The organism is Bacillus sp. EKM501B, assembly GCF_011800505.1.
Taxonomy (GTDB): Bacteria; Bacillota; Bacilli; order Bacillales; family Bacillaceae_G; genus Bacillus_A; species Bacillus_A cereus.
Window position 1 is genome coordinate 77,163 of record NZ_JAALFZ010000014.1, and the last position, 12,815, is coordinate 89,977.

Below are 12,815 nucleotides of genomic sequence, written 5' to 3' on the forward strand. Positions count from 1 at the left end.
TAAAGCCGCTCGCATATTGTAGCTTATGTAAATAGAATGCTGCGAAGGAGTGAGTGCAGTGACAGGAAATGTATTGAATTATTATGCTGGTGGTAATACAGCTAGGGGATTTCACAATTTATACGAAGAGAATTTAAAAGGATTAGACAGATTATTTATCTTAAAGGGTGGTCCAGGAACGGGAAAATCTTCTTTAATAAAGGCAATAGGTCGTGAATGGGTTGGAAAAGGATATGATATTGAATTTTTACATTGTTCTTCTGACAATAAATCGGTTGATGGTGTAATTATCCCACAATTAAAAGTAGGAATTGTTGATGGGACATCACCGCATGTTATTGAGCCAAAAATGCCAGGAGTTGTTGAAGAGTATATAAATTTAGGAATTGCTTGGGACTCAGATAAACTAAGAAAGCAGAAGTTAGAAATTGAAAGATTTGTTTCAGAAGCAAGCAAAGCTTTTCAGTCTGCTTACGCACGTTTTAAAGAGGCATTGGTTATACATGATGAGTGGGAGAAGATATATATTGATAATATAGATTTTAATAAAGCAAATGAACTAACCGATCAGCTAATCCAGAAATTATTTGCAGATAAAAGCGGGAGACAATCGCTTGTCAAACATCGTTTTTTAGGAGCTGCAACACCGAAAGGAGCAGTTGACTTTGTTCCTAATTTAACAGAAGGGTTACCACATCGTTATTTTATAAAAGGGCGCCCAGGCTCTGGAAAATCAACAATGCTCAAAAAGTTAGCTAAGGCAGCTGAAGAAAAAGGATTTGAAGTTGAAGTATATCATTGCGGATTTGACCCGCATAGTCTTGATATGGTTATCGTAAGAGAATTAGGCTTTGCAATTTTTGATAGCACCGCACCGCATGAATATTTTCCAAGTCGTGAGGGTGATGAAATTATTGATATGTATGCCCTTATTGTTACGCCAGGGACTGATGAGAAATATGCGAAGGAAATTCGTGATGTTTCCATTCAGTATAAAGCAAAAATGAATGAGGCAATGTCTTTCTTAGCGAAAGCAAAATCGGTTCGTGATAAATTAGAACGAATTTATATTGCTGCTATGGATTTTTCAATAGTAGATGCATATAAAGAGGAGATTCAAAAAGAGTTTGAACGAATTGCTGCTACTGTAATTGAAAAGCAACAATAGAAGTTTTATTAGGCTGTCAGTAATTTCTGACAGTTTTTTTAGTATGTAGTAAAATTAATAGTGTATTGTCGAATTTCCAAGGAAATAATCAAAAAATGGAGATGTTATGAAATGAGAGAGAAAATCGAGTTGGAGTTAGAAAGAATTGAAAAAGAGAATGATGTGAAAATTTTATTTGCGGTGGAATCAGGGAGTCGTGCTTGGGGGTTTCCATCGAAAGATAGCGATTATGATGTTAGGTTTGTTTATATACATCCGGTAGAATGGTATTTATCAATTCATGACAAACGTGATGTAATTGAATATCCAATTAGTGATGATTTAGATATAAGTGGTTGGGATATTAAAAAGGCGTTGCAACTATTCGCGAAGTCGAACCCAGCTTTACTTGAGTGGATTCGATCACCAATTTTTTATTCGAAAAACTCTAATTTTCCAGAACTACTTCAACAGATGAGTGAGAAGAATTTTGATCCAAAAGCAACGATATATCATTATTTACATATGGCGTCGAAAAATTATCGTGAATTTTTGCAAGGTGAGAATGTAAAGCTGAAAAAGTACTTTTATGTATTACGTCCTATTTTAGCTTGTAAGTGGCTAGAAGAGAAAGCAACTTTACCACCTGTAGAATTTGATCGATTGATTACAGAATTACCATTAGAACGTAGTGTATTAGATGAGATTGAAAAGTTGTTAATAAAGAAAAAAGCAGGTACTGAATTAGATGTTGGATTGAAAATTAAGGTGCTAAATCAATTTTTAGAAGAACAAATTCATTACTATGGGCAATATGTAAAAGGAATTGAAAAGGGATCAGGGATCGATATTGAAATTTTAAATACACTATTTCGAGACATGCTGTTTGAAGCATATGAAAAAGAGCACAAGTAAGTTTGTGCTCTTTTTATTTTGTAGGAATGAAGAAAACAGATATAGCTGCGATAAGACCTGCAAAGGAGAATAAGTAAAAATTCCATGCTAAGTCATATTGCATTGTCATAATAATACCGATGAGAATAGGGCCAGCAATTGCACCAACTCGGCCAAGTCCCAGTCCCCAGCCTAAGGAGGTAGCTCGGATATGTGATGGGAAGTATTGTGTTACATATGCATTTAATATTTGAGTAATACCGACCGATCCAATACCAGCAAGGCCAATTAAAAGATAAATGATTGTAACAGATGGCTTAATTGTTAATAGTCCGATACATATGGCTGCCATAAGATAAGAGATGCTAATAACAATTTTTGCGCCTATACGATCAGCAATTGCTCCAGCGAATAACGCACCAACAGCTGCGGTAATATTTAGCATAAGTAGAAAAGACAGACTAGATCCAAGAGGATATCCCGCCTGGCGCATCATCTGTGGTAACCAAGTATTTAAACCGTATATTAAAAACATTCCCATTATATAAGTGATCCAAAAAAGTAGTGTTGCTTTTATGTATTCTTTTGAGAATAAAGTAAAAAATCCATTTTTCTTTCGTATAGTAGATGGAGCTTGATGAGTTTTATTTTTTACATGAAATTCAATTTGAAAACGATTAAGAATTTGGTTCACTTCTTCTTGGCGATTACGTGATAATAAAAATTGAATGGACTCAGGTAAATAGCGAATAATGAAAGGAATGAGGAGTAGTGGAATCATTCCGATACCAAACATAATTCTCCATCCGAAATCTTCTAACATAAACATAGACAAAATAGCACCTAATACGATACCTAAAGGATAGCCAGTAAACATAAGAGCATAAATAAAAGATTGCCTTTTTTTTGGTGAATATTCAACAGTAAGTGCTGAAGCCGTTGGGATAACACCGCCTAATCCGATTCCTCCTATAAATCGAGATAATCCAAATAACTCAGGAGAAGAAGCGATAGCCGCTAAACCCATTGTGATAGAAAAAAGTGCTAAACAGCATATAAGCGTCCATTTACGCCCAATTAGATCTGTAATCGTTCCAACTAGAATAGCCCCAATAAACATCCCAAATAAAGCATAGCTTGCAATTGTACCAGCGTGCGCTGGTGATAGCGCCCAGCTTTTGTCTTCTAGGAGCTTTGGTAGAACGGCACCGTAAATACCTAAATCATATCCATCAGCTAAAATGGCTAGCCAACAAATAAAAACAACAAGTTTTGTAATAGAGCTTGAAAAGATAGTTTCTGTAGATTCTAGATGAGGTGGAGCTGAAGGTTGCATAATATTCACCCCTTTTAATTTGTAGATGAATATATTATTTTATTTAATGTTAATATTTTCCTTCCTGTGTCGAAATTTATCTGAACAGGTTTTATAACAAATAAAGAAGTTCAACCGTAATTCTGTTGAACTTCTTTATTTGTTTACTCATTATCAACGCGTTTTAACGGTTGATCTGCTGGGCCTTCAAGAACGTCTCCCTCAATTGAAAAACGAGAACCATGGCAAGGACAATCCCAAGTACAATCACCATTATTCCATTCAACTTCACAGCCGAGATGTGTACAAGTTGTATCGACGATATGTAATTTTCCTTCTTTGTCCTTATAAGCACCTGCTCGTTTACCGTTAACATGTACGACAGATCCTTCACCAACTTCGAGATCTTCTGGCTTACGTAATGCGGTTTCAATCTTTCCTTCAATTAAATGTTTCGCAACATCAATGTTCTGGGAGAGGAACGTTTTTATATCTGGATTTGCATGGAAGCGTGATGGTGCATACAGTTCTTTATAGGGACTGTGGACTTTTAGGATGGAGTCCTTCAGTAGGTGAGCGGCAGCAGTTCCAGTTGTCATGCCCCATTTGCGATATCCAGTTGCAACAAATATATTTGGATTTCTTTCGTTAATATGTCCGATATAAGGAAGCTTATCTAGAGTGATTAAATCTTGTGCTGACCATCTATAAGGAACTTCGTCTATTCCAAAAGTTGCTTCAGCAAAAGAATAAAGTGCTTCATAATGAAGCATCGTATTTATTCCTTGTCCTGTTTTATGACTCTCTCCGCCAATCAAAATTAATTTTTCTCCATTGTTTGTTATATAGCGTAAGGAGCGCTTTGGATCATCAATACTTAAATACATGCCACCTGGATAATCCGTTTTTGCTTTTATTGCAAGAGCGTAGGAGCGTTCTGCGTACATTCGCGTAAAGAAAAAGCTATTCGCATCATAAAAAGGAAAATGTGAACAAGAGACGACATATTCACAAGTGATATGATGGCCCTCTTTTGTAATTATTTGTGGATGATCTCCCTTTTCCACATCCATAGCTGTTGTTTGTTCGTAGAGCTTTCCGCCCATCTCCACAAACTTTTCTAAAAGTGTTTTTAAATAAAGAAGAGGATGGAATTGTGCTTGATTTTTCATTATAAGCGCAGATTGTACTGGAATAGGAATCGATAGAGATTGAACATAGTCACAAGGTATATTTAATTTTTGATAAGCTTCATATTCTTTCGATAAATTTCTTAATCCGTTATCGGTAGTTGTATATAAATATGAATCTTCATTTGAGAAATTACAGTCGATTTTATATGTTTGAACAGTTTCATTTATGAATTGTAGAGCCTGATTATTTGATTCATAGTAAAGCCCGGCCTTTTCTACACCGAAATGGTTTATTAATTCATCATAAATAAGATCATGTTGTGCTGTTACTTTCGCTGTTGTATGCCCAGTCGTTCCGTTTAAAATACGACCAGAATCAATTAAAACAACATCGATGCCTTCTTTTGCAAGTAAATAGGCAGTAGTAATACCTGTAATACCAGCACCGATAATAGCAACTTTTGTCTTTATATTTTCGGATAAACGAGGGAAAGTAGGAAACTGAGTAGATTCAATCCAATAAGATAGCGGCAGTTGTGGAAATGTATCACTTGTCATTGCGGAAACCTCCTGATTTTAGAACAATTTTCCTTTTAATATTTCCATAATATATGAAATTCATGTGTGTTGTTTTAGAAGTAGTCTATTTTTATTAAAAGAGGTTATAAATTATTTTAATATAATTAATTAGATGGGGCATTATGAAGTGGTAGGATTTATATAAAACTAAATTCAAGTGATTCTGTTTGTTGATTACATAGGGAGTTATTGAATGAGATAGAGTCTATGGCGTTTAAGAAAATGTCTATATATAGTGGGTAAATCCTTATGGAATCTATACATTTTCTTTAGTGAAATAAAGTATGATTATAAAAATATAACCACCTTTTATTACTAGGTCATAAAATGTGTTGACAATATAGAAATTCTATTGTTATGATTCATCATGTGGAAAGGTTGATAGAGAGTAAAAAGAGAAATGTTTTTCATTGATAATAAAAGCGAAAAATAAGTGACGATAGAGTGAGTATATTTTCCTTATAATAGATGCTTTTTGGATCATCTAGTAAAATCAATCTGGAAGCAAGAATTGATATATGTAAGTTGCGCAAGGCGCGGCATAAGAAAGGAGCAAAAGGATGAAGGAGCTTCATACGTTTGGGTGGTATGCAGCACGTGTATCACCACATTTGCCGAAAAAAGCATTTAAACCAGTGCCTACTCGTTTATTTGGTGGACTGGCTTATTTGCTTGTGGCATTGGCGGGGTTAATATCGATTGGTGTATTTGAATTGAATGTGTGGGCGAATCTAGGAATTGCGATTGTTCTTGGATTATGTTTTGCTTCACTTGGATTTTTAGGGCATGAAATTTTACATGGAACTGTTGTAAGAAAGGCATGGCTTCGTGACTTCTTAGGCGCGATTGCATTTATGCCATTATCAACAGGGCCAAAGCTTTGGAGAAAGTGGCATAATGCAACGCATCATGTTCATACACAGCATGAAGAGAATGATCCGGATGCATGGCCGACACTTGAGAAACTTAAGAAGAGTAAGTTTTTGAGTTGGGTATATCGTATGCCTTTACATGTACGTTCATTCTTTAGTTTTCTGTCACTAACAATTCAATTTACATTGCATTCGACTCGAATGTTCTTTCATTTTATAAAAGAGTTCAAGTCATCCAATCAAAAATCTGTATGGCTTCAACTTCTTTTGCCTTGGACAGTTTGGATTAGTTTATTGTTTATTATGGGACCTGGAAAATGGTTATTTGCATATGTCATTCCGTTGTTAATTGCTAACTTTATTGTAATGGCATATATCGCAACAAATCACCGCTTAAATCCAATTGTTCCAGTAAATGATCCGTTAGCAAACTGTTTGTCAGTAACAGTGCCGCGCTGGGTAGACGTTTTACATTTCAATTTCTCATATCATACAGAACATCATCTGTTTCCTGCTATGAGTTCTAAATACTATCCGTTAGTAAAAGAGAAGATTAAAGAAATGTGGCCGGAACGCTATCATGAGATGCCGATGACAAAAGCTTTGGCAGCGCTATGGAATACACCACGTGTGTATTATCAAGGAAGTGAATTAGTGGATCCGCATAGAGAGCATTTCTATGGTTCTTTAGGAAATGGACTAGATCCTCATAATATTTCATATCGTGAGGAACATATAGAGGAAGAAAAGAGTATTAAAAAAGTAAATCAGTAAAAATTAATATATTTTTGCAATGAAAAAGCAAGCCATCTCAGGCTTGCTTTTTCTTATAAAGAAACTTCCTTTTTGTTCTTTTTATGGAATTGGACGGAGTTAGTTTCTTTTCGTTGTAGTCGTTTTTCTAAGAGATTAACAAAATAAGTAAATAGAAGAACAAGTACGAGATAGTATACACCAACGATTATGTAAGTATCTAATTGTTGGAAGTTACCTGCTGCAATTGATAAACCTGATCCCCATAACTCGGACAGTCCTACGTAAGCGACAAGTGAAGAGTCTTTTAATCCGATAATAAATTGGTTTCCTAGAGGAGGAAGAGACAGACGAAATGCTTGTGGTAATATAATCCGGCGCATAGCTAAAGGGTAAGGCATACCTAAGGAGCGAGCGGCTTCCAATTGTCCCCGGTCGACGGATTGAATGGATCCTCGGAAAATTTCCGTAATATATGCACCGTTATGAATTGCTAAAGCGATTGCTCCTGCCCAAAAAGGGGAGAAAACAATGACAGATGTAATGCCAAAATAGAGAATTGCGATTTGAACGATTAAAGGTGTACCACGAATAATAGCAATATAGATATGAGCAATGCTATTTAAAACTTTGTTATTCGAGATCCGAAAGAAAGCAAATAATAATCCAATTAATGAACCGAGTACTAGGGAGGTTAATGTTAATTGTAATGTGACAATAGTAGCTTTTAAGAGTGTGGGATAGGTAGAGATAAAAATTTCAAACATGCGTTTCACCTCATATTGTATAGATTTTAGTAGAGAATGAAATGCCCCACATAAAATGAACATTTAATCAGTGGGGCACTGTTTATGAATCTTTTGAATGGCTAACTTACTTCGTTTTTTCCTCTTCACCGAGAATATTACGCCCGAACCATTTTTTACTGATCTTTTCATACGTACCATCTTTAATGATTTCATCTAACGCTTTATTTACTTTCTCAACCATTTCTTTATCATCTTTGCGAATAGCAATTCCCATTTCATCAAGATTTAATGGTTTTCCGGCTTCTTTTATATTTGATTTTCCTTCTTTTATCATACGTAGACCAACCATTTGATCCGTAATTACTGCGTCAACACGCCCAGGCTCTAAATCCATAAGAGCAGTAATATCGCTGTCATATTCAGTGATTTGATCTGTATATTTTGCAACAAGATTTTTAAAGGTACTAGCTTTTACAACACCAATTTTCTTACCTTTTAAATCTTCTGGAGAAGAGATAGCGTTATTCTTTTTAGCTACAAAAATTTGGGCGCCAGAGCGATAGTACGGATTTGAGAAACTAACAGCTTTTAAGCGCTCCTCTGTAATTGCCATACTACCCAGTATTACATCATATTTCTTCGCTTGAAGACCTTGAATCAGCGTTTCCCATGGGTTTGTAACTGGCGTAGCCTTCATGTTCATCTTTTTAGCAAGAGCTTCACCGATTTCTACATCAAAACCGACAAGTTTGCCGTCATTTTCTTTATAGTTAAAAGGTTTGTATAATCCACTCATCGCATAGCGAAATTCTTTTTCACCATTTGTTGAAGTAGTAGAGCTTTCTTTACTACAAGCTCCTAGTATGAAAGATGTACATAGTGTAATGCTAGCAACAATGGTTAATAGTTTTCTTTTCATAAAACCCCTCCTATATATTGATCATACGGATGGTTTTTTAGTATGTTATTGAAATATTTTATTTGGATGATTAGTTGTGCACCGTATGAATGTATTCTTTTTCGTTCGAAACAAAAGTTACATTATAAAACGTTGCGTAAAAATTGTTTTGCCCGTTCATGTGATGGAGCTGAAAAGAATTGTGCTGGCGGAGCATCTTCTACAATCTTTCCATCATCCATAAAGATGACGCGATCAGCTACATCTCTTGCGAAATTCATTTCATGAGTAACAATAACCATTGTCATCCCTTCTTCAGCAAGTTCTTTCATAACTTGCAATACTTCTCCAACAAGTTCAGGGTCTAAAGCTGAGGTAGGCTCATCAAATAGCATAATCTTAGGGCTCATTGCAAGAGCTCGTGCAATGGCAATGCGCTGTTTTTGACCACCTGAAAGAAGATGAGGAGTTACATCTGCTTTATCTTGAAGGCCGACTTTTTGGAGAAGTTGAGTTCCAATATCCTTTGCATTTGCTTTCTCTAATTTTTTTACGTGAATAGGTGCTTCTATGATGTTTTCTAGTGAGGTCATATGAGGAAAGAGGTTAAAGTGCTGAAAAACCATACCGACATTTTCACGGACTTTATTTAAATTTGAATGCTTTGGATCAATTCGCTCACCTTGTAAGTGAATTTCGCCTTCATCGTACATTTCTAAAAAGTTAAGACAGCGAAGTAATGTACTTTTACCAGAACCACTGGCACCAATTAAAACAACAACTTCTTTTTCTTTTACTTCTAAATCAATTCCTTTTAACACATCAAGTGAACCGAATGATTTTACTAGATTTCGAACTTGAATCATACAAAACCCCCAGTTAAAAATATATTTTACAAATGTTGCCCCTTATTTCTGTTATTAGTCATAAATTGTCAGAATCCTTTATTTTTTCGTGCAATTTGATATTCAAAGAAATAATTTTTTTAAAATCTCTATATCCTTCTATAATGAAAATATGGATAATAATATATAGGTAGTATTTATATTGCTTATAAAAAGGGGGAAAGGAAAGATGGAAAAAGAAAGGAAAACATTTTCTTTTGGATTACGTACACAACTTATGCTATTCACTACAGTTTTAGCTTTCATTACATATTCAACAAGTATCTTTTTTATTTACGTGATATACGATTATTTTCAAAGTTATGTAAGTCAAACTGTATATAATATTATCGTTATGTTATTAGGGGTAGTATGGTCTGGAATTTTAGCATATGGAGCAGCCGTATTTTTAATTAAACCGCTTCGCAAGTTAGAGGAGGCGGCAAGAAAAGCAGCTGAGGGTGATATTCGTGAAGATGTTCCATTACCGAAGACAGATGATGAAATTAAATCTTTAAGTGTTGCATTTAATATGATGTTAGGAAACTTAAGGGGCATGGTAAAAAATATTGATACAACATTTTCGTATACAAATAATCAAGTACAGCAGATTAGAAAACAAACAGGCGAAGCAACGAGACAAGCGCAAGGTGTATCTGAGACACTTGCAGAAATTTCTTCAGGCGCTGAGCAATCAGCGGCATCAATTCAAGCAATTGTTTCTGCTGTTGATACAACGACTTCTATTGCAAGTGAAGTAGAAGAAAAAGCGAAGCAGTCTGATACATTGTCTTCAGAAATGGTTGAAGCTTTAGGGCATAGTACTCGTGTCTTTACGTCTTTAATTCAAGGTATTCAAACATTGGCAAAAGAAAATGAAGATTCAATGCAAAATGTACAGAAGTTAGAAGAACGAATGAAACAAGTAGAACATATTGTGTCTGTTGTGAGTGCGATTGCTAGCCAAACGAATTTATTAGCACTAAATGCTTCTATTGAGGCAGCTCGCGCAGGAGAGCATGGAAGAGGCTTTGCGGTTGTTGCGGAAGAAGTACGGAAACTTGCTGATGAAAGTGATCATTCTGCAAGAAACATATCGCAGTTATTACGGAATATGCAAGATGAAGTACAACAAGTTGCAATGAAAATGACAGAACAAGTGAAAATAGCTAAAGAAGAGGCGAAACGTGGGGAAGCTACGGAATTAATTTTAAAAGAAATGTCATCAAGTGTTATGGAAGTAGCCGATGCAACTCAGCAAATTAGTAGTTATATGAATGAACAAGTGAGCCACATTCATCAAACAGGAGCACAAACAAAAGCTGTAGCAGCAATTGCTGAAGAAACGTCAGCTGGTTCGCAAGAAGTGGCGCGTGTGACGCTACAACAGTCTAAAAATATGATAGTAATCGATCAATTATTAAAGGATTTAGAGAAGCAAGCAACTGATTTGAAACAAACAATTGAACGATTTTCAATGTAAAAGGAAGAACAGAATGCTGTTCTTCTCTTTTTTATTTAGCTTGATTTAATATTTACAGTTAAACTATGAACGTTTCCGCAACATTCTTTTCTATCCCTTTCGGATGAAAATTATAGCGAGCTATAATATTAAAAGGGGTGTCTTTTATGAAAAAAGAAAAAAGACAACGGTTAATTAAACAATTTGTAAAGGAGTATGAAATAGATAAGCAAGAAAGATTAGTAGAATTGTTAGCAAAAAAAGATGTATTAGTAACACAAGCTACGGTTTCTCGCGATATTCGTGAGTTAAACTTAACGAAGGTACCTTCTCAAGAAGGATTAATGATATATAAAGTTTTCTCAGAAGAGCATGTACAAACTGATATAAAGTTAAAGAAAAAATTACGAGAAGTTGTTGTAAAAATTGATTGTGTAGATCAATTAATGGTTATTAAAACATTACCTGGTAATGCACATGTTATTGGTGTTTTATTTGATGAGTTAGATTGGAAAGAAAAAATAGGATGTATATGTGGAAATGATACATGCCTTATAATTTCACAGTCGAAATCAGATAGGGAGATTATAGAAGAAAGATTAAATTTAATTATTTAGATGCAAAAATCCTGTTTTTAATAAAATTAAAAACAGGATTTTTGTTTAAATACGGAAGTTAAATATTCAACATATATGCGTAATATATGTATTTTTTATTGAGAAAGCGAGATAGTTTGTTATAAAAATACATATTCGTATGATTTTAAAAAAATAACTTGTTTAATATTTCACAATGATAATGTGGATACTTTCACAAAGATGAAAGTGCAGAGCATTTATTATGTACTTGTAAGACATCAAACATATTTAAAAGGAGGTACAACAAATGAAACATCCGATACATGTTACTTCAGAAATTGGGGAATTACAAACGGTTTTATTAAAACGACCGGGTAAAGAAGTGGAAAACTTGACGCCAGATTATTTGCAGCAATTATTATTTGACGATATTCCATACTTACCAATTATTCAAAAAGAGCATGATTATTTTGCACAAACGTTACGCAATCGGGGTGTTGAAGTTCTTTATTTAGAAAAACTAGCCGCTGAGGCGTTAGTAGATAAAAAACTTCGAGAAGAATTTGTTGATCGTATTTTAAAAGAAGGACAGGCCGACGTAAATGTTGCACATCAAACTTTAAAAGAATATTTACTTTCCTTTTCAAATGAAGAATTAATTCAAAAAATTATGGGCGGTGTACGGAAAAACGAAATTGAAACAAGTAAGAAGACACATTTATATGAATTAATGGAAGATCACTATCCGTTTTACTTAGATCCAATGCCTAATTTATATTTTACTCGTGATCCAGCAGCTAGCGTGGGCGATGGCTTAACGATAAATAAGATGAGAGAACCAGCGCGTAGACGTGAATCATTATTCATGGAGTACATCATTAAATATCATCCAAGATTTGCAAAACATAATGTACCAATCTGGTTAGATCGTGATTATAAATTTCCAATTGAAGGTGGCGACGAGCTAATTTTAAATGAAGAAACAATTGCGATTGGAGTATCTGCTCGTACTTCAGCTAAAGCAATTGAACGTTTAGCTAAAAATCTCTTTAGCCGACAAAATAAAATTAAGAAAGTGTTAGCAATAGAAATTCCAAAATGTCGAGCATTTATGCATTTAGATACAGTATTTACAATGGTTGACTATGACAAGTTTACAATTCACCCAGCCATTCAAGGGCCAAAAGGGAATATGAATATTTATATTTTAGAAAAAGGATCAGGTGAGGAAACTCTTAAAATTACACATCGTACGTCTTTAATGGAAGCATTAAAAGAGGTATTAGGCTTAAGTGAATTAGTTCTTATTCCATGTGGAGGAGGAGATGTAATTGCTTCTGCTCGTGAACAATGGAATGATGGCTCGAACACATTAGCAATCGCGCCAGGTGTAGTTGTTACATATGATCGCAACTATGTATCTAATACGTTATTACGGGAACACGGTATAGAAGTGATTGAGGTTCTAAGTTCGGAATTATCTCGTGGTCGTGGGGGTCCACGTTGCATGAGTATGCCAATTGTTCGTAAAGATATTTAGTATAAATAACG

The 12,815-nt window shown here is 34.8% G+C and carries 10 protein-coding genes and 2 pseudogenes; 7 read left to right on the plus strand and 5 right to left on the minus strand.

Features of this window, described 5'->3' with window-relative positions; genetic code table 11:
• Positions 1–58: 58 nt before the first annotated feature.
• Complete coding sequence (locus HFD78_RS21845; RefSeq protein WP_000147485.1) at positions 59–1,168, plus strand: PRK06851 family protein; 1,110 nt, start codon at positions 59–61, stop codon at positions 1,166–1,168.
• 111 nt (positions 1,169–1,279) lie between these two features.
• Positions 1,280–2,062 carry a nucleotidyltransferase domain-containing protein gene (locus HFD78_RS21850; RefSeq protein ID WP_001208232.1) on the plus strand — a complete coding sequence of 261 codons (783 nt, stop codon included), beginning with the start codon at positions 1,280–1,282 and terminating at the stop codon, positions 2,060–2,062.
• Between the two features lie 13 nt (positions 2,063–2,075).
• Here the strand turns inward: HFD78_RS21850 and HFD78_RS21855 are convergent, their stop codons facing one another.
• The gene (locus tag HFD78_RS21855) at positions 2,076–3,377 is read right to left on the minus strand and encodes an MFS transporter (RefSeq protein WP_001183092.1); all 1,302 of its coding nucleotides are present in this window, start codon (positions 3,375–3,377) and stop codon (positions 2,076–2,078) included.
• Positions 3,378–3,520: 143 nt separating this feature from the next.
• On the minus strand, positions 3,521–5,047 hold the full coding sequence (locus HFD78_RS21860) for an FAD-dependent oxidoreductase (RefSeq protein ID WP_000199977.1): 1,527 nt from the start codon (positions 5,045–5,047) through the stop codon (positions 3,521–3,523).
• A gap of 581 nt (positions 5,048–5,628) precedes the next feature.
• On the opposite strand from HFD78_RS21860, the gene desB reads away from it, so the two are divergent.
• Positions 5,629–6,714 (plus strand): Delta(10) desaturase DesB, encoded by a 1,086-nt coding sequence (gene desB, locus HFD78_RS21865; RefSeq protein WP_000661226.1) that lies wholly within the window; start codon positions 5,629–5,631, stop codon positions 6,712–6,714.
• 53 nt (positions 6,715–6,767) lie between these two features.
• On the opposite strand, the gene HFD78_RS21870 is transcribed toward desB, so the two are convergent.
• The 3 genes from HFD78_RS21870 to HFD78_RS21880 form a co-directional block, all read right to left on the minus strand.
• A complete protein-coding gene (locus tag HFD78_RS21870) occupies positions 6,768–7,523 on the minus strand; it encodes an amino acid ABC transporter permease (protein ID WP_002004337.1) in 756 nt (251 codons plus the stop codon).
• Between the two features lie 43 nt (positions 7,524–7,566).
• Positions 7,567–8,361 (minus strand): ABC transporter substrate-binding protein, encoded by a 795-nt coding sequence (locus HFD78_RS21875; RefSeq protein WP_000823768.1) that lies wholly within the window; start codon positions 8,359–8,361, stop codon positions 7,567–7,569.
• A gap of 122 nt (positions 8,362–8,483) precedes the next feature.
• Positions 8,484–9,206, minus strand: coding sequence for an amino acid ABC transporter ATP-binding protein (locus HFD78_RS21880; RefSeq protein WP_000616925.1), 723 nt, complete (start codon positions 9,204–9,206; stop codon positions 8,484–8,486).
• A 373-nt stretch (positions 9,207–9,579) separates the two neighbouring features.
• On the opposite strand from HFD78_RS21880, the pseudogene HFD78_RS30130 reads away from it, so the two are divergent.
• The 4 genes and pseudogenes from HFD78_RS30130 to arcA form a co-directional block, all read left to right on the plus strand.
• Positions 9,580–9,765 (plus strand): annotated as a pseudogene (locus HFD78_RS30130) (HAMP domain-containing protein); the annotation flags it as partial.
• Between the two features lie 369 nt (positions 9,766–10,134).
• Positions 10,135–10,707 (plus strand): annotated as a pseudogene (locus HFD78_RS30135) (methyl-accepting chemotaxis protein); the annotation flags it as partial.
• 146 nt (positions 10,708–10,853) lie between these two features.
• Positions 10,854–11,303, plus strand: a complete 450-nt coding sequence (gene argR, locus HFD78_RS21890) for an arginine repressor (protein WP_000711827.1) — start codon at positions 10,854–10,856, stop codon at positions 11,301–11,303.
• Positions 11,304–11,571: 268 nt separating this feature from the next.
• Entirely contained in the window at positions 11,572–12,804 is a 1,233-nt protein-coding gene (gene arcA / locus HFD78_RS21895) for an arginine deiminase (RefSeq protein ID WP_000682332.1), read from the plus strand.
• The last annotated feature ends 11 nt before the right edge of the window (positions 12,805–12,815 follow it).